The sequence below is a fragment of the Paraflavitalea soli genome, from assembly GCF_003555545.1.
GTDB lineage: Bacteria > Bacteroidota > Bacteroidia > Chitinophagales > Chitinophagaceae > Paraflavitalea > Paraflavitalea soli.
This window is the reverse complement of record NZ_CP032157.1, coordinates 7591734-7611393: the sequence shown is the minus strand read 5'-3', so window position 1 is coordinate 7611393 and position 19660 is coordinate 7591734. Positions and strand designations below refer to the sequence as shown.

12 protein-coding genes are annotated in these 19660 nt (G+C 47.7%); 8 read left to right on the top strand and 4 right to left on the bottom strand.

Going from position 1 to position 19660, the window contains the following annotated elements; all coding sequences use genetic code 11:
* Nucleotides 1-63: 63 nt before the first annotated feature.
* The 4 genes from D3H65_RS29340 to D3H65_RS29325 all read right to left on the bottom strand — a co-directional run bounded on the left by D3H65_RS29340 (nt 64) and on the right by D3H65_RS29325 (nt 8006).
* Nucleotides 64-1548 carry a SusD/RagB family nutrient-binding outer membrane lipoprotein gene (locus D3H65_RS29340; RefSeq protein ID WP_119053716.1) on the bottom strand — a complete coding sequence of 495 codons (1485 nt, stop codon included), beginning with the start codon at nt 1546-1548 and terminating at the stop codon, nt 64-66.
* Between the two features lie 19 nt (nt 1549-1567).
* Complete coding sequence (locus D3H65_RS29335; RefSeq protein WP_119053715.1) at nt 1568-4708, bottom strand: SusC/RagA family TonB-linked outer membrane protein; 3141 nt, start codon at nt 4706-4708, stop codon at nt 1568-1570.
* A gap of 395 nt (nt 4709-5103) precedes the next feature.
* Nucleotides 5104-7161, bottom strand: coding sequence for a ComEA family DNA-binding protein (locus D3H65_RS29330; RefSeq protein WP_119053714.1), 2058 nt, complete (start codon nt 7159-7161; stop codon nt 5104-5106).
* Nucleotides 7158-8006, bottom strand: a complete 849-nt coding sequence (locus D3H65_RS29325; RefSeq protein WP_119053713.1) for a PorV/PorQ family protein — start codon at nt 8004-8006, stop codon at nt 7158-7160. The genes D3H65_RS29330 and D3H65_RS29325 overlap by 4 nt, the downstream gene beginning before the upstream one ends.
* Nucleotides 8007-8070: 64 nt before the next feature.
* On the opposite strand from D3H65_RS29325, the gene D3H65_RS29320 reads away from it, so the two are divergent.
* The 8 genes from D3H65_RS29320 to D3H65_RS29280 all read left to right on the top strand — a co-directional run bounded on the left by D3H65_RS29320 (nt 8071) and on the right by D3H65_RS29280 (nt 19621).
* Nucleotides 8071-8946 carry a bifunctional 5,10-methylenetetrahydrofolate dehydrogenase/5,10-methenyltetrahydrofolate cyclohydrolase gene (locus tag D3H65_RS29320; protein WP_119053712.1) on the top strand — a complete coding sequence of 292 codons (876 nt, stop codon included), beginning with the start codon at nt 8071-8073 and terminating at the stop codon, nt 8944-8946.
* A 318-nt stretch (nt 8947-9264) separates the two neighbouring features.
* Entirely contained in the window at nt 9265-9888 is a 624-nt protein-coding gene (locus tag D3H65_RS29310) for a 7-carboxy-7-deazaguanine synthase QueE (RefSeq protein ID WP_245999616.1), read from the top strand.
* A gap of 187 nt (nt 9889-10075) precedes the next feature.
* Nucleotides 10076-11995 carry an OmpA family protein gene (locus D3H65_RS29305; protein WP_119053709.1) on the top strand — a complete coding sequence of 640 codons (1920 nt, stop codon included), beginning with the start codon at nt 10076-10078 and terminating at the stop codon, nt 11993-11995.
* Between the two features lie 73 nt (nt 11996-12068).
* A complete protein-coding gene (gene dprA, locus D3H65_RS29300; RefSeq protein WP_119053708.1) occupies nt 12069-13175 on the top strand; it encodes a DNA-processing protein DprA in 1107 nt (368 codons plus the stop codon).
* A gap of 131 nt (nt 13176-13306) precedes the next feature.
* Nucleotides 13307-14803, top strand: coding sequence for an IMP dehydrogenase (gene guaB, locus D3H65_RS29295; RefSeq protein ID WP_119053707.1), 1497 nt, complete (start codon nt 13307-13309; stop codon nt 14801-14803).
* A gap of 128 nt (nt 14804-14931) precedes the next feature.
* Nucleotides 14932-16092 (top strand): Lnb N-terminal periplasmic domain-containing protein, encoded by a 1161-nt coding sequence (locus tag D3H65_RS29290; RefSeq protein ID WP_119053706.1) that lies wholly within the window; start codon nt 14932-14934, stop codon nt 16090-16092.
* Between the two features lie 14 nt (nt 16093-16106).
* Nucleotides 16107-16913 carry an alpha/beta fold hydrolase gene (locus D3H65_RS29285; RefSeq protein ID WP_119053705.1) on the top strand — a complete coding sequence of 269 codons (807 nt, stop codon included), beginning with the start codon at nt 16107-16109 and terminating at the stop codon, nt 16911-16913.
* A 38-nt stretch (nt 16914-16951) separates the two neighbouring features.
* The gene (locus D3H65_RS29280) at nt 16952-19621 is read left to right on the top strand and encodes a PKD domain-containing protein (RefSeq protein WP_119053704.1); all 2670 of its coding nucleotides are present in this window, start codon (nt 16952-16954) and stop codon (nt 19619-19621) included.
* The last annotated feature ends 39 nt before the right edge of the window (nt 19622-19660 follow it).

Sequence of the window (19660 nt, the reverse complement as noted above, 5' to 3'; positions counted from 1 at the left end):
TATTAAAAAAGCCGGCTGTAGAGAACTACACCGGCTAATTACAGTCACAAGAAAAAAAAAGAGTTAGGGATGTTCTACCCAGGTCTTGGTGGTCAGTTCATCAGCACCCTGACGCTCAAGCACTATATTGTAGTTTTCGCCATTAAGATCTCTTTCAGTAGTAGGGTAAGCCTGTCTGCGGGGAATTTGTCCGCCGGAAACAGGTGCAGCACCCGGAGCGGGGGTCAACACAGGATACCCTGTTCTCCTCCACTCTGCCCATGATTCATAACCATTACCGAGGTAGCTGGCTATCCACTTCTGGGTTTGAATAAGCTCTACCGCTTTTGCTGGATCATATGCTACAGCAGGCTGGGTAATGTAGGTAGCGTAACCGGCAGCACCAAACTGATCCATGGAAGCTTTAATACCAGCGAGGTAGAAAGTAGCTGCTGCTGCTTCACCACCTGGTATCCAACCAAGGTGGGCTGCTTCGGCCTGGGCAAATAGCACCTGTGCATAAGTAGTCACCGCTGCTTTGGAATTTTGCTGCCTGAATGCTTTCCCGATCAACGATACATTGCCGGGTTTATCCACCGTACCAGCTGCATAGCCTACAGGTGAAGTAAGCCCATAAGGCATACCTACATAAGTACCAGTGGCTGTAGTATCTGCAAACACTGGCAGGCGTGGATCACTCAATGCTTTCAGCTTGTTGACCATTGTTTCGCTGATCGCATAGTCGTACCTTTTACCAACAACATAGTTATTGTACCAGGGATTTTGGTTATTGGCATCACTCAGGTAATAATAGAAAACATTGGAGGAATTACCTGATAGACCGCCATCGGTAAAGGCGGCTGCAAATTCTGTTTTACCAGTAGCAGGATCAGCTTTGGACAAACGCAGGGCGAGGATCATACGGATCGACCCGGCCCACTCTTTCCACCAGTCCATATCACCATCCAACAGGATATCACCAGTAGGACCAGCACCAGCATCAATTCCGGCTACTGCATCCTTCAATTCCTGGAAGAGCGCTTTGTATACATCCTGTTGCTTGTCGAAAGCCGGCGTAATATCTTCCAGCTTTTTCAGCGCAGCAGAGTAAGGGATATCACCCCAGCGGTCGGCCATTTGCATAAAGATATGCGCCTTCAGTATCCGGGCAGCTGCTATCTGATTAGCATTTGATCCACCGGCTACAACATAAGGCTTGCTCTTTGTATCGGCATTAGTGTTCAGGTCAATGATCGTTTGCAGGTCATTAAGGGGACCATTATACAAAGCATTGTAATCGAATATGCGGCTGGAATAACGTGAAGCGTTGGTATAAAACACTTCAGACAGCTGCTGTACATACAGCAACGGGTCGGCCGCAGTAACTGCACCAATACCTGAGCTTAATCCGGCACGGATAGCATTGGTGAACAATAAAGTGGTATTGGGATCAGCAGGATTGTTGGGATCCACGTTGAGATCACCAAAATCGCCTGGTTTCTTACATGATGCCACTATTGCAGTGATCAGTAAGCAGGCGGTTATATACTTGACAATATTTCTTTTCATAATTCTCTCTTTTAAATGGTTAGAACTGCAGCTTCAGGTTAAATCCAAGGGTGCGTGTACCTGGCAACTGACCACTGTCGAACCAGGGTGTTTGCAACTGAGAAGGATCGATTCCTTTTACTTTGCTGTAGATGAGCCAGGGATTCTGCGCGATGATGGAGAAGTTGGCATTTTGAATAGCCAGCTTCTGGTACCAGCGCTTAGGCAGGTTATACCCAATTCTTACTTCACGCAATTTTACAAACGTGGCATCATACACCCATTGTTCCCACAAGTTAGAAAGTACAGACTCATAGTACTCTTTGGTATCGAGGTACACATCATTGGGCTTACCATCTGATTCACGTACACCATCTACACGTACGCCACCACCATCAGCCACATCATTACGCTTGGGAATGCCTTTATCATTATTACCTACAGTAATATTAGACAGGCCTGAACCGGCATTTTGCATGCTGGTCAAAGACATCAGCTTACCACCTTTTTGAAAGTCAATGGAAAACCCAAGGGTAAAGCCTTTGTAAGTAAACTCATTGTACACACCACCGGTATAGTCGGGCAAAATAGAACCCAGTTCCTTATTTTGCTCGATAAGTGGATAACCATCATCATCTACCAGAATCTTTCCTGCCTCATTACGTTTGTAACCATCACCTACCAACACACCATAGGATTCACCTACACGTGCATTCACAGAGATAGAAGGAGAACCTACGAATCCGAAAGAAGAACCCTGACCGGCAGGATTCACCACCAGGTTCTTGCTATCCATATACAGCTTCTTCACCTCATTGCGGTTAAAGCCTATGTTGAAATCAATATCCCAGGTAAATTCTTTGGTCCTGACGGGGGTACCACCAAGGCTGATTTCCACACCATGGTTGGCAATATTACCAGCATTCACCAATGCAGCGCTATAACCGGTAGTACTTGGAATAGTCAGGTTAATGATCTGGTCTTTGGCCTCACGGCTATAGTAGTTGAAATCAAATCTTACCCTGTTCTTTAAGAACCGGAGTTCCGTACCTACTTCATAAGAAGTAGACAAGGTTGGCTTCAACACGCTATTGGGAATAGAATTGGGAACAGTGAGTGTAGGATAAGTATCATAAGGAGTTCCTACAGTGTAAGTCTGGTAAATATTGTAGGCATCAATATCAGACCCTACACGGGCAAAAGAAGCCCTGACCTTACCAAAACTCAGGATATCATTCTCCGGCAGCAACTCGGTAAATACAAATGAAGTGGCTACACCACCATATAAATAAGAGTTATTGCCCTGGGGTAATGCAGAAGACCAGTCGTTCCGGAGGTTGAGGTCCAGGAACACCATATTCCTCCATCCCAATGAAGTATAGCCATACACGCTTCTTACTTCTTTGCGGTTTTCAGTGTTGTTGGTTGTTGGCCTGTTTTTGGAGGCAGCAATATTATAATAACCTGGAATAGTAAGGCCACCTGCCGTTGCTTCATTTACATAGTTGGAATAATTGGTCCTTTTCTCTGCATAAGCACCAGCCCTCAAAGAAAAGTCGCCAAATTCATTGTCATATTCCACACTACCCACGAAGTTCAATTCACGGGTATTATTCGTGTAAGTTCTGTAAGCATCCAGATTCAGGGTATTGGAGGCTACACGGCTGTTGTAGTTTTGATTGTATACATCAGCCCTTGCCAATATGGAAGCCCTCAGGTGAGAGTTGAATTTATACGTACCGCCGATATTACCGTAAACACGCTGACGTTTGTTGTTGGTCAGGTTTTCATACACTTCAGTATAAGGATTGTCCCAATATTTAGGACTGGTATCACGGGGACCATTGATGTTCCAGGAAGTATAGGAACCATCTGATCTCTTATACCTTTTCAACTTAGCTATTTCCAGGTTACGTTGAAACCACTGGTTGAAAGAACCGCTGGTTTGTGTACCGTATCCTTCAGCTGGTACATTGAACAGGTATTCATAAACGTAGTTGATATTGGTATTGATCGTAAACTGCTTGGTGAGATCGATACTGTTATTGATAGACAGCCAGTTTTTGGATTGGCGGCTATTGGGTGTAATACCTGTGCGTGCCAGATTGGTAAAAGACACCCGTGTATTGGAATTATCAGTAGCTTTTGAAAAGGCCACATTGGTATTATAAGCAACACCCGTATTGTAGAAATCACGGATATTATCCGGTTGCGCTACAAAAGGTTTTTGCTTTGCATAATCCGGATCTTCAGAATCCCAGGCATACCAGGGGGCATAGAGTGAACCGTCCATACGGGGACCCCAGCTTTCATCAGCAAAATAATCATAGTACTTGGCGCCATCCATCGCTTGCAAAGCAGGAGCATCGGTAGCAGGGTTGTACTTGAATGTATACCAATCCTGTGAATAACCACCACCATATTCATTCTGGTATTTAGGCAAAGTAGCCAGTCTTTCGAAAGTAGTACTCTGATTAAATTCCAGGCCGATGCCGGCGTTGCGTTTGCCTTTCTTGGTAGTGATCACAATTACGCCTTCAGAACCACGCTGACCATATAAGGAGGTTGCAGCAGGTCCTTTCAGTACAGATACAGATTCTACATCATCCATGTTGATATCCCGGCCATCTGTGGGCACACCATTCACTACATACAGTGGGTTGCCGGTACCAAGGGTATTTACACCACGGATACGAACTGTAGAAGTACCAAATTTAGCGCCAGAACCACCTAATACCTGTACACCTGCGATCCTTCCGGCCAACGCTGTGTTCAGATCCACCTGTTTGGTTTGTGTAAGTTTGTCGGCCTGGATTTCCTGTACAGCTACACCTACAGATCTTTTAGACCTGGAGACGCCCATCGCAGTTACCACTACTTCCTGCATGGCTTCGGCATTGCGCAGGGAAACGTTGATAGCACCAGTGGCGGTTACTTTTGATTCCCCATCCGTATAGCCTGATGCACTGATCACTAAAATCGCGCCTTGTTGTGCAGTGATGGAAAAGTTACCGTTAGCATCGGCAGCAGAGCCAGAATTGGAGCCTTTGATCTTGATAGAAGCAAAAGGAATGGGGTCTCCCTTGCTGTCTTTTACCTGGCCGGTCACTGTGCGGGTTTGACCATGGGCCATAACAGCGCACATTACCAGCGCTGTTAGCAGCGATAGAATCTTTCTCATGTGTGATTTTAATTAATAAAATAAAATGATGCCGCGAACCAGAAGGTGATTTAGGGTGACTGATACTACAATTTCAGACCAACCATCTTTCCTCCGAATTTTCGGGAACTAAGGCAACGCAATTAAAGAAAACGCTGTTTATTTAAGAGTTTGTTAACTCACTTTTAACCAGCTTTTAATTCAGGTTAACGTGTAGTTAACACGAATTAACATGTAAAAGTATTCTTGCACTAATTTTTATGACATCATGAAACTCAATCCCAGTGAGCTTTTCAGAAGATTCAAAAACACGCTGCTCCAGGTAACGAACACACTAAAAAAGTTATTTTGCTTTTCTAACTATATAGAATACACTATTATTCGTCTTATATTTTAAGAGTATTTTAATTTACCCGTTAACGAGTGATTAACATAAGCTGGAGCCTGAATTCTGTCTTTTTTCGTGTGCTCATTTCGTCAAAACCACTACCAATAAGCGTCTTCTCCGGAAATAAAAACTGTGCCAAACGTAACCACACCACGCAGTCTACCTTTCTGGCACGCTTACGGAGCAGGATGGAGGATAGGTTTTGCTTGCAATTAATATAATACCGGAGCCCTTTGCCAATAAATTGTGGTATGGAAAAATAATATTGTACATCCTGTTCGTACGCATAGATGCGCGCATTATAACTGTCTGTTTCGAAAAACTGTATCCGCATATTGGCCGAGAAAGAATTTTTAGGTACATAAAAGACTTCTGTGAAGGCAGCAAAACCTTTTTCAGCGTTTGCTGCAGTACCGCCCTGGTACCATACCAGCTCTACCCTGCTCTTCAGCACAATAGCAGGTGTTGCCTGAAACATTACCTGCGTACGCCAGTTTTGCCTGGTGGCTTTTATCACAGGCTTTAAGGGGCCTTCGTCGTCTGTACTGTTGGCAGGTTTGTGTTCATGCCGGTAACGGCTTGACAGCTCTACCCCTTTATTAGGTTTATACAGTAATTGTAAAAGATATTCGCCCCCATCCCCCGGTGCATTAACCCGGTACTTCAGCCAGGGAAACCGGAAGCAATCGGCATAAGCATCCAATTGCCAGGAGGGTGATGGGCGTAGACTGAGGCCGCCATACAATCCCTGTTCATTACCCGGCAAATAATTTTCGGTAAAAGCATTTCCCTGCAGGGCCTGGTAATCCTTATCCATCCGACGGTATACAAGCGCCATATCAACTTTGGGATCAAGGCTCATCAGCATGCCATTCAATAGTGCTTTGTTCATTTGCTGATCAACAGCCGCCTCTCCATATATATGCAGGTTGCGGTGGGTAAAGCTGTAATCCACGCTGTGGTTGCCCCAATGCTTACCTTCTACGGCAAAAATATCATAGGGCGCTCCCGATCGCTTAAATGACTTGGAAAACGCGTATTGAACGGTATTGAATCCGATTTGCCAGCGCGGGCGGCTATACCGGATATTACCACCAGTTGTGATCCGCTCCAGGTTTTGCCGGTCGTTGAGTTCAGCCAGCGTACGATGATACCCGGAAGTCAGCACAGAAGTGATGCTGTCATTGACCAGGTTGGCGTCCAGTTTGCGGAAGGAGGCAAATAAAGTAGTTTCCCAATTCTTGTGTTGAAGGGTAATGCCTGCGCCCCGGTGAAAATAATATTCACCAGCTGCGCTATAGGGTCTCAGTACAGGCCCCTGGCGTTTTACCTGTAATACAGCAGCGCTTTTTTTAAAGGCCAGGCTTTGCCAGTGTATGAGCCCCTGCCCCATGTTGACAGTAAAATCACCCAGGGCCAACGCTTTTATCTTACCCAGCTTACGCGCAAAAAAATGAAAGGAGTAAAAATCAATCCCTGCCTTAGACGATCCGCTCAATAAGGATTCGCCGGCATCCTTATCGGCCGTTATACCATATTGAAGCAGGTTATGGTAGTTATAGCGATACCGGGAGAAAACACGGACAGGACTACCCTGGTAATGATCCTTATCGGGCGTAAGCGGTGGCTGAAACCCTTTTGCTTTTTCCAGCACCTGCGAAGCCCTTAACAAAAGCGAATGAGTACCTGCCACCAGCCGCCTGCCAAGCGGTGCGGCAGGATCTTCGCCCGTGCCCAATATTACGAGTGGCAGCAATTGCCTGATAGTATGTACATCCCAACCCGGAATGGCCTGCAGCTCATGTATACTTACCAGCCTCCCCAACAAGCTGCGGTAACGCAGAAAGTTGGCTATTTGTAAGGCATTCAGCAGGGGCAGTGCTTCCAGATCGGCCTGGGTAGCCGCATTAAGATCCAGCGGATGACGGCGCAACGATTCCAACTGCTGCCAGTAGCTGTCATCTTCATTCTCCATTTCGGTGGTTTCGGCCTGGTTTTCCAATTGCTGTTCTTGTACAGGCGGTGGTTCCTGCGCAAATGCTCCATGGCACAGTATTACTATAACGAGGCTAAGCAGTTTTTTCAATCGGCGTGTTCTTTAGTAGTAGTAAAAATGAGCAGCAGTCCGGGTGTGACCCCCAATTGGGGATGATAGCTGCCCGTAATATCGGCACGTATGTTTTTCCAGGCCCAGCCGGCGCCCAGCCAGGGGGTGGTAGTGGAAGTGGCAATGCCTGCACGCATAAAAAACCGGTGGTCAAGGGCATAGTGGATACCCACCTGAACATTCACCGCTTTGTTTTCTTCTTTTATAATATCAGCGCTGACCAATAATTTTTCGGAAGCCTCATACCCACCTCCAACTTTATATACCCAGGCCATTTTTTCCTGTTCCAGCTTTCCATACTTTCCGCCGGAAGGATTGAAGATATGCATGCCTATATGCACCTGGTCGGTAATATGCCAAAGGGTGCCTATTTCAACGATCATTGTGCCGTCGCTGCCATAGCCTGCCGCCCGCATCATGGCATAGTTGAATTGTACTCCCAGGTCTACCCGTCCCAGTTTTTTGCCATAGGCAAGGCCTACCTGCGATTCATTGTACTCGCCCGATCCGAGGTATTGGGCGGAGATGCCCCATCCGCCCAGCCGGGTGGGCAGGGCAACGATGGCGTTGTAACTGTTTAGTTTTTCCTGCAGGAATCTTTTTTCAGCATATACCCCTCCTCCAGCCTGGGACAGGCCGGCCAATGCGGCCTGGTTGGCCATACAGGAAAAAACATCTACAAAGTGGAAACTATAGGCTCCCTGGCCTATATAGGGCGCCGCCTGTGGATAGCGGAGCGATTGTGCACTGGCCGGTGATACGGCCAGCCAACAGCAGGACAATAACCAGTACTTCAAAGTGCCTGGCAGGCAATGGTTTTTCAAGCGATTAGTTTTGGATTTGAAAAACTAACGTAAAAATGTACAAAACAGATTTTACCTTTGCGCCATGCAAATTTTAGACGGGCAACTTGTATCACAGGCTACCAAAGATGAATTACGACTGAATGTAGGCCAGTTAAGAACGGAAGGCAAGAAGATACCTCACCTCGCCGCTGTGCTGATAGGCACCAATGGCGCCAGTGAAACCTATGTAGGCGCCAAAGTGCGTACCTGCGAAGAAATAGGCTTTAAATCTACCCTGATACGCCTGGACGAGGATATCAGCGAGTACAAACTCCTCAATGTTATTGCAGAATTAAATGCCGATCCGGATATCGACGGCATCCTGGTGCAGCTTCCGCTGCCCAAGCATATCTCTGATGAAGAGGTGATCAATGCCATCGATCCTTCAAAAGATGTAGATGGATTTCATCCGATCAGCGTAGGTAAACTGGTGCAGGGCCTGCCCACTTTTGTGGCAGCAACCCCACACGGCATCATGCTGATCCTGGAGCATTATAAGATCGATACAAAAGGCAAACATGCCGTAGTAATAGGCCGCAGCAATATTGTGGGTCGTCCCATGAGCATTTTGCTTAGCGCTAATACCAATCCCGGTAACTGTACGGTAACGCTTTGCCACTCACAGACCAAAAACCTGAAAGAGCTCTGTTTGCAGGCCGATATCATTGTAGCGGCCCTGGGCAAACCTGAATTCTTAACCGCCGATATGGTGAAGGAAGGGGCTGTGATCATTGATGTAGGTATTACCCGCGTGCCGGATGCCTCCAAGAAACGTGGCTATGCTATTAAAGGTGATGTTGATTTTACCAATGTATCACCCAAATGCAGCTATATCACCCCGGTTCCCGGTGGTGTAGGTCCCATGACGATTGCGGCGCTGATGAAGAACACCTATGCCGCCTGCCTGGCGAAGAATTAGGATTGTTTCCCCTCGAATTTGTCACAAAATGAGCCTTATTTCGGCTCCAACTGACTCAAAATCAGACAGTAATGCTATGCCTTAAAGTTTCCGAATTGCACTGGGCTTTTTCGCCCAAGTGCGAATTTGGCCTCCATATCCTTGATCCTGTGCCTATTATGTAACCCTCGATTGCACCCGGATGCTACCCCGACTTGCACTGTACAGGCTAGGTCAGTGCAAGTCGTAGGCCTACGCAGTGCAATTACCATTGGGCGATCGGGCAGTGTGGGTGCTCTGGCTTCTCCAACAAACAGGAATATTGTAATTTTGCGCCCTATGAAAGTAAGTGCAGCACCGGCCGTGATCAGTTTACCCGTCATGGAATCCTTCTACACCATTCAGGGAGAGGGCTATTACCAGGGCAAAGCAGCCTATTTTATCCGCCTGGGTGGCTGTGATGTGGGCTGCGTATGGTGCGACGTAAAAGACAGCTGGGACGCTTCCAGACACCCACAGCAAAGCATTGATGAAATAGTATCAGCCGCTGCCGCCTATCCGGGCAGGATGGCCGTCATTACGGGCGGAGAGCCCCTTATGCATAACCTGGACACCCTCACGGCAGCACTGCATGAAGCTGGTTTTCAGACGAATATAGAAACGTCTGGCTCCTCGCCACTTAGTGGCGAATGGGACTGGATATGCCTCTCCCCAAAAAAATTCAAATTTCCCCTCCCGGAGATCCTACCCCTGGCACATGAGCTGAAAGTGGTGATCTTCAACAAAAGCGACTTTGCCTGGGCCGAAAAATATGCCGCACAGGTATCTCCCACCTGCAAACTATACCTGGCGCCTGAGTGGGACAAATCCAAAGAAATGACGCCCCTCCTCATTGAATACATTAAAGAAAACCCTCAATGGGAGCTATCGCTCCAAATACACAAGTACATTAATGTGCCTTGACGGTAATGTGCATGGGGTAGATTAAATTCTGGCATCTTTTTTAGCGCTATGTCCGGAGAATTCATGACCCTCAGTCCTGGAATCGAAATAATCCGTTGTCTCTTACGTTTTTAACAATTGGTAATTATCTTACAGGTAGAAAATACCGTCTAGGTATAAAGACCGACTGAAACAACAAAAACTTAGCATGAGCATCAAGCGCTTCTGTACCATATTGTCATTTCTTTTTGCTCCGGCGTTGATCATGGCTCAGCAATATGATCCTGCCAAAGTGAGCAGAAGAGCGGTAGAATTGTATGAACGAGCGATCCGGAAAGCCCAGGACGACGACTTTAAAGGAGGTATTCTCCTGCTGAAAGATGCGGTGAAAGTGGAACCCCGTTTCCTGGATGCCTACCTCTCTATTGCAGGTATGTATGGCGAAATGAAGGATTACCAGGGCGCCATCGAAAACTATGAGAAAGCCAAAGCCATCGATGCGGCCTACTTCCAGGATTACAACCTGCCCTTCTCCATCAACCTGGCCGGCAAAGGTGATTTCACCAAAGCCCTGGAAGCCGTCAAAGAATTCCTGACCATCACCAACCTCAATGAAAAAAGCCGGCAGGCCGGCGAGTTTCGTCAGAAAAGCTACCAGTTTGCAATAGAATATGGTAAACAAAAAACCTTGTCTGATTATAAGTTCGAGCCACAGAATATGGGCGATAGTATCAATTCGGTGGTCTCCGAATATTATCCTGCGCTCACCATCGACGGCAATGAACTGATCATTACCCGCCGGATCAAAAATTACAACGAAGATTTCTTTGGCTCTACGCGTGTAGATGGCAAGTGGTCCAAAGCCCGGCCACTCGAAGGCAATATCAATACGGATGCCAACGAAGGCGCACAAAGCATTTCACAGGATGGACAATGGCTCATTTTTACGGGTTGCAATTTTCCCGATGGATATGGCAGTTGTGACCTGTACATCTCTTATCTCACCATGGATGGATGGAGTGCGCCGGTAAACCTCGGCAATAAAGTAAACAGCGATGGATGGGATTCAGCGCCCACCTTATCGCCCGACAAGCGCGATCTGTACTTTGCCAGCAAACGTAATGACGGCTATGGAGGCAGTGATATTTATGTAAGTCATTACCTGCCCAGTGGCCAGTGGACGGAAGCCGAGAACCTGGGGCCCGAAGTCAATACTGCCGGCGACGAAAGCTGTCCCTTTATTCATGCTGATAATCAAACGCTGTATTTCACCTCCAATGGCCACCTGGGATACGGAGGGGATGACCTGTTCATGATCAAAAAAGGATCCAAAGGCACCTGGGGCAAAGCCATTAACCTGGGCTATCCCATCAACACCATTGAAAATGAAGGCAGCCTGATCATTGCAGCGGATGGCAAAACGGCCTATTATGCCAGTGACCGCAGTGATAGTAAGGGCGGACTTGATATTTATACTTTTGAATTGCGCAATGATATTCGTCCGGACCGCACGCTGTGGGTGAAAGGAAAAGTATTCGATAAGAAAACGACCAAAGGTCTTCCGAGTGCCATTGAGTTGACCGATCTCGCTACACAGGAAGTGATGAGCAAAGTGCAAACGGATGAAACGGGCAATTACCTCGTTACCCTGCCGGTGGGCAAAGACTATGCGTTCAATGTAAACCGTAAGGGTTATTTATTTTTCTCCGATAATTTCTCTTTGAGCCAGAAAGTGCCTGACTCCACGTACCATATCGATATTCCCCTGCAGCCGCTGGAGGCTAATGCATCCATTGTGCTGAAGAATATATTCTTTGATTCCAAACAGTTTGACCTCAAACCTGCCTCTACTTCGGAACTGGATAAACTATTCCTCTTGTTGCGCGACAATCCAACGATCAAGATACAGATCGGCGGGCATACGGACAATGTGGGCAAACCGGAAGACAACCTGGTATTGTCCAACAACCGGGCACAGGCTGTCGTGAAATACCTGGTGGGTAAAGGCATTAATGCGCAACGCCTCAGCTTTAAGGGCTTTGGTGCCACGGTGCCTGTAGCTGATAATGCTACAGAAGAAGGCCGTGCGCAGAACAGGCGTACTGAAATGAAAGTGATCAGCCACTAATCATGCAGGTATCGCTTAAAAGCAGTCCTCACATATTGAAATATTGCATATATTCATAGCCTGAGTTCATGCTATGAAAAACGACCTGTTATATCAGCTTGCCCTGGGGCATGTGCCGCATATCGGCCTTGTACATGCTAAAACCCTTGCGGAACATTTTGGCACGGCTGCCGCCATATTTAAAGCACGCCCTGCCCAACTGGAAAAGATAGAAGGCATTGGCGCTGTAAGAGCGGCCGCTATTCATCAGTTCACGGGTTTTGAAGCAGCTGAAAAGGAGATTGCCTTTATTGAAAAATACAAGATCCGGTCACTATTCATCACTGATCCCGATTATCCACAACGCTTATTGCATTGTTACGATGCTCCTACCCTGTTGTTTTACCGGGGAGGCGCCAACCTCAATGCAGCGCGTGTAGTAGCCATTATCGGTACCCGCAGCCATTCGGATTATGGCAAGTTTATCACGGAAAAGTTGGTGAGAGAACTCTCCGAAAAGGAGGTCCTTATTGTCAGCGGCCTGGCTTTTGGCATCGATGCACTGGCGCACAAAGCAGCTATCAGGAACAGCCTGCCCACTGTAGGTGTGTTGGGCCATGGGCTGGATACGATCTATCCTGCGCAGCATACGCAACTGGCCAAAGACATGATCAAACAGGGAGGCGGGTTGCTGACGGAGTTCTGTAGCAATACGAAACCAGATAAGCACAATTTCCCAGCCCGCAACCGCATCGTAGCAGGCATGAGTGATGCTACCATCGTGGTAGAGACAGGCATTAAGGGAGGCAGCATGATCACTGCGGAGCTGGCCAACAGTTACAACAAGGATGTATTTGCCTGGCCCGGTAAGGTGACGGACCCCAAAAGCGCCGGCTGCAATTACCTCATCCGAAGCAATAAGGCCATGCTGCTTACGGATACACAGGAATTTATTGAACTGATGGGATGGGCAGATCAGCACCGGCGCGCACCTGCTGCACAGCAAGACCTGTTTGTGGAGCTGACACCTGATGAACAAAAACTGGCGCAAATAATTGCCCAACATGAAACGGTGCATATTGATGAGCTCAATCTACACAGCGGTCTCAGCAGCAGTACGATTGCTGCCGCAATCCTTAATATGGAATTACAGGGCCTCCTTCAATGCCTGCCAGGAAAAAGATATAAATTGACCAGGTAAATAGTGTATTGCGCTATTAACATTTTACTAACTTTCTGCCAGAAAACAATCAAACCCTTTGTGAGCAAGGGTTTGCGAAGATTTAAAAAAAATCTTTTGGAGCATATTGAACTGTTACCCTACCTTTGCACATGGCAACAAGAAATACCGCACTCCGGACAAATTCCCCCAGTTCAAGTAAGTTTTTTGGTGAAGGTTTAACGTTCGATGACGTTTTACTGGTTCCTGCGTATTCGCAAGTATTGCCCCGCGAAGTAGACATCCGCACCCAACTTACCAAAGCGATCACCCTCAATACACCCATGCTTTCTTCTGCTATGGACACTGTAACAGAAGCCAACCTTGCTATTGCCCTGGCACGTGAAGGCGGCCTCGGTATCCTGCACAAAAACATGAGCATTGAAAAGCAGGCCGAACAGGTACGCAAGGTAAAACGCAGTGAAAGCGGACTGATCCTGGACCCTATTACCTTACATGAAGAAGCTACCATCGGCGATGCCCTGCGCCTGATGAAAGAAAATAAGATCGGTGGCATCCCCATCGTCAACAATGGAAAAAAGCTGGTAGGTATTCTCACCAACCGCGATCTGCGCTTCGAAACAGCTCTCGCCCGTAAAGTAAGTGAAGTGATGACAAGGGAATTGATCACGGCGCCAGAAGGAACTGATATGAAAAAAGCTGGAACTATTCTTCGCCAGCACAAGATTGAAAAATTACCGGTCATCAGGAAGGATGGTACGCTGATTGGCCTGATCACCTACCGCGATATCCTGCAACTGCAAAGCTATCCCAACGCAGTAAAAGATTCTTATGGCCGCTTACTTACCGGCGCAGCCCTGGGCATTACCCGCGACCTGCTCGACAGAGCCTCAGCCCTGCAACAGATCGGAGTAGACATTGTGTGTCTTGACAGTGCGCATGGTCATAGCAAGGGTGTTATTGAAGCATTGAAAGCGGTTAAAAAGAATTTCAAAAAACTACAGGTAATAGCCGGTAATATCGGCACAGCGGCCGGCGCCAAAGCATTGGCAGAAGCAGGAGCAGACGCCGTAAAAGTGGGCATTGGTCCCGGTTCTATCTGTACTACCCGTATTGTAGCGGGTTCAGGTATGCCGCAGATCACCGCCATTATGGAAGCAGCCTCTGTATTGCAGAAGAAAGGCATTCCCCTTATTGCAGATGGTGGTATCCGTTACACCGGTGATATGGTGAAGGCCCTGGCGGCCGGCGCTAACCTGGTGATGATGGGCAGTGTATTTGCCGGTACGGAAGAAAGCCCTGGTGAAACCATCATTTACGAAGGAAGGAAATTTAAGCAATACCGCGGCATGGGTTCCATCGGCGCGATGAGCCAGGGCAGCGGCGACCGCTACTTCCAGGATGTGGAAGATGATGTAAAGAAGTTTGTTCCGGAAGGTATTGAAGGCCGGGTAGCCTTTAAGGGCAGCTTAAGTGAGATCGTTTACCAATATGTTGGCGGCCTTCGCTCGGGTATGGGCTATTGCGGCGCCAAAGACATTAAAGCATTGCAGCAGGCACAATTTGTACGCATTACCAATGCAGGTATGAAAGAAAGCCACGCCCACGATATTGAAATTACACGGGAAGCCCCCAACTACAGCAGATAGTTAACTGATCACCAGGTTGACAGGTTGATAAGACGCTTAACAGAGGTCTTATCAACTTGTTAACCAGTTAACTTTTCAACATATCAACTTTACTCCTTCTTTTATTATCTTTCGGGAAATTACGGTCCATGCCATTATCCAGGGTTGTATTGATCTTCCTGTTTACGTTGTTCCTTTCACGCAACGCCTTTTCTCAAACAGATTCCTGTAACCTGCAGATCAGCCTGCTCACCTGCAGCCCGGGCGCAGAGTTGTATTCTACTTTTGGACATACGGCCATACGGGCAAAAGATGCCGCCACGGGCATGGATGTAGTGTTTAATTACGGCACTTTCGATGATAGCGATCCTACTAAGTTTTATTGGGATTTTACCCGGGGGTTAATGCTGTATACCGTTTCAGCGTATCCGTTCAGCGATTTTGTAGAAGAGTACAAACGCGAGCAGCGGGGTGTTATTGAACAAGTGCTCCAGCTATCCTGCGCCGAAAAAAAGAAGCTATTCAATGCGCTGCGGGATAATGTGCAGGAACAAAACCGCCACTACTATTATTATTTCCACCAGGACAACTGTACTACCCGCGCCCGCGATATGGTGGTTAACAATACGGCGCAGCCTGTTGTATTCAGGAATATCTTGCCAGCCAAGATTCCCAGCTTCCGCAACCTGCTGCACAACTACCTCGATAAAGGCCATCAGCCCTGGAGCAAATTTGGCATTGATATATTGCTGGGTGCTAACCTCGATAAAAAGGTTACTAACCAGACGGCGATGTTCCTGCCGGATTACCTCCTGAAAGGATTTGACAGCGCCAGCACGGGCAATAAGCCACTGGTAGCGTCCACACAAACTGTTCTTACCATCCCATCCCATCCCGAAGGGGAGGCCAGCTGGTTCACACCCTTTGTATTGTTTGCCGCTTTATTCATATTTATTACTGCTCTATCGATCCTAAAAGGCAATTCGTCGTCAACCCTGTTACGGATCTTTGATATTACCTTTTTTTTGCTGCTGGGTTTATTGGGGGTATTGCTGGCCACCCTTTGGCTGATCAGGGTAGATACAGTTTGCCGTAATAACTGGAATCTCTTATGGGCATTGCCCACCCACCTGCCCGTGGTATTTGTCATGCACCGCGGCAAGAAATGGGTAAAAACTTATTTCCAGGCAATTTGTGTGCTCACTGTACTATTGGGCGCCGCCTGGCTTGTATTACCCCAGGCATTAAACCCTGCTATCATTCCTATCCTTGGCCTGATCCTTGTCCGGTCATGGCATCGTCGTAAATAGAAAAAACATTTCCCATGGCAGCAACCGAGAAGTTCATAGATATTGATGGCCGGCCACTCTTTTACCAGGTAACGGGAGCCGGCAAACCCGTGGTTTTGTTGCACGGCTTTGCAGAAGATAGCACCATCTGGCAGCACCAGACAGGTGTGCTCCAGGAACATTACCGGTTGATCATACCCGATCTGCCGGGAAGCGGCCGGTCGGGCAGCAGTGAGGATATGAGCATGGAAGGGCTGGCAGCCTCGGTAAAGCAGATCCTGGACGATGAAGTACAGGCTGGTGAGTCTTTTGTAATGATCGGCCACAGTATGGGAGGATATGTAACCCTGGCTTTTGCCGAAAAATACCCCGAACAACTGGCAGGCATTGGCCTGTTCCACTCTACAGCCTATGCCGACAGTGAAGAAAAGAAGGCCACCCGGCAAAAGGGCATAGAATTCATGCTGCAGCACGGGGCGGCCCTGTTTATTCAGCAAACCACTCCCAATATGTTCTCTGCTGCTTTTAAACAGGAAAAGCCGGAGGTGGTAGGGGAAATTATTGACCGGTATTCCAACTTTTCTACTGAATCGCTCGTACAATATTACAGGTCGATGATGGCCCGTCCGGACCGGACAAACGTATTGGAAAAATCTACCTGGCCTGTATTGTTCATTGCAGGTGAATATGATACAGCGATACCAGTGGATCATGTGATGCAACAGAGTTACCTGCCTTCGTTGTCATATATCAATCTGCTCCAACATTCCGGCCATATGGGTATGCTGGAAGAGCAGGAGGCAAGTAACAAGTTCCTGCTCGATTTTCTGGCAGGGCTATGAATTTGTTCACTAAACTGCTGTAGGGAGCAGGCTATTACATGAAGAAATTCTTTTTAATATTTCTATTTCTATCCTGCCTTATCCAGCCATTGCTTGCTGCACACGTAAGGGGGGGAGAAATGTATTACCGGTACGACAGCCTCAATTCTACGGCTACCATGTCCCGGTACATTGTTACCTTAAAATTGTATGTGGATTGTAATGCCCAGGGAGGGCAACTGGAGACCGTACAGCCGTTTACGGTGTTCAGCCGGGCTGATAACTCGATGTTCATGAACTTTAAAGTGAACCTGTCAAGGTCGGAACGGATAGTATATGACCCCAATTCCAACCCCTGCATCAGCAATCCACCCCAGGACGTTTGCTACCTATTGCGGTATTTTGAAACAACGATCGATCTGCCCGTTTCAGCTGCGGGATATACCATCGCCTTTCAGCGGTGTTGCCGCATACAGGATATTAAGAATATGCCGGCCCGTAGTAATGACTACGGAGCTACCTATAAATGCGATATTCCAGGTACTATTGCCGGCGTAACCCGCGCTGCCTACAAGAATTCCAGTCCGCTTTTTAACCCTAATGATGCTGTGGCCATTTGTTTTGGATCGGCCTTTACCTTCGATTTCTCGGCCAACGACCCGGATGGAGATTCAATTGTTTACCGGCTCTGCAATGCCTACAATGGCGGCGGTCCGGGAAGTACCGGCGGCGCCAGTTGTTTAACCTGCGCCCAGCCTGATCCTTCCGCCCCCCCACCCTATAGCTCCATTCCCTACCGGTCGCCTTATAGTGGATCGGCTCCATTGGGTTTCAATGTATCGATCAATAGCGCCACCGGGTTACTGTCGGGTACAGCACCCAGTGTGGAAGGGCAATATGTAGTAACGGCCTGCGCTTATGAATACCGGGACAATATCCTGATCAATATACACCGGAAAGATATCCATATCCGCGTGGCGGATTGTATACCCCTCAAAGCATTGCTGAAGCCTGATTATTCGTATTGCGATGACTTCCTGGTGACCTTCAGGAATGAACAGGTAAATCCTGCCAATTCGGTGTATATATGGCAATACGGAGACAATACAAAAGCAGATACTACATCCGATGTGGAAGGAAGGGTGCAGCACTTGTTTGCTGATACCGGCACCTATACCATCAAGCTGAAGGTAATATTGGCCGGTCAGTGTGTAGACTCTACTACTACGCTCGCAAAAGTATACCCGGGCTTTTTTCCCAATTTCAGCATTACAGGTACCTGCCTGTTAAAGCCCATTCAGTTCAACGACCTGACCACCTCACGGTATGGCTTTGCCAGCAAATGGCGATGGAATTTTGGTGATGAAACCACCCAGGACGATACATCACATGTGAAATCACCTTCCTGGCAATACAGCACGATAGGACAAAAGCCGGTAGAATTGATCGTGGAAAGCAACAAGGGGTGTATAGACACCATTACGCTGAATGCAGATATACGCGATAAACCTCCGATCACCCTGGCCTTTAAGGATACGCTTATTTGCAGTAATGCGCTGGTGCAGGATACGCTGCAGCTGCATGCAGCAGGGAATGGTATATTCAGCTGGACGCCGCTGGTGCAAATATTACGTACCAATACACCCGATCCTTTGGTATTTCCCAAGACCACTACCACTTATCATGTGCAGCTGGACGAGAACGGCTGTATAAGTGAAGACACGGTACAGGTACGCGTGGTGCCGGTTGTTACGCTTGAGCTGGGCGGGCCCATCACCATTTGCCTCACTGATACTATCCAGTTAAGACCAGCGGGGGATGGGCTTAAATTTACCTGGAGCACCAATCCATCACCCAGCCCGATCAGTGATATTACTGCCAAAAATCCACTGGTATCACCTACCGACCAGTTCACTACGTATTCGGTGGTAGCAGAGATCGGTAAATGTTCATCGAGGGATGATGTGCAGGTAAGAACAGTGCCTTATCCTACCTCCAGGGCAGGCGGAGATACCACCATCTGTTATGGTGATACAGCCAGTCTCCATGCTTCTATTATTGGTAACAGGTTTGAGTGGGCTCCCATCAATACCTTAAGTAATCCCAATATACTCAATCCACGTGCCTTCCCGCGGATACCCACAAACTATGTATTGACGGTATGGGATAACCTGGGCTGCCCCAAGCCAAAGAAAGATACCGTGTTGGTCAATGTACTCAAGCAATTATTCGCCTTTGCCGGTAATGATACTGCTGTAGTTATTGGAGAACCGCTACAACTGAATGGCACGGGCGCCAATCTCTATGAGTGGACACCGCCTACCTATCTTAACAGGAATGATATCAAAGATCCTATTGCCAATTTAAGTAATAGCTTCACCTACCAGTTAAAGGCCTATACACCCGAAGGCTGCTATGATCTGGACACTATCAACATCAAGGTATTCCGAACCAACCCACAAATATTTGTGCCCAATGCTTTCCGCCCCGATGGTTCGCAGAATAACAGGCTGCGCCCGATACCGGTAGGTATTACGCAGATGGAATATTTCAGGGTATTCAACCGCTGGGGCCAAATGGTATTTCAAACCTCTCAACATGGAATGGGATGGGATGGCAGGCTGGGCGGCAAACCGCAGGATTCCGGCATGTATGTATGGGAAGTAAAGGGGAAGGATTATACCGGTAAGACGGTGATCAAAAAAGGTATAGCAATGCTGCTTAGATAGTCCGAAAGACCGGAAGTCCGAAAGCCGGTAAACATTGAT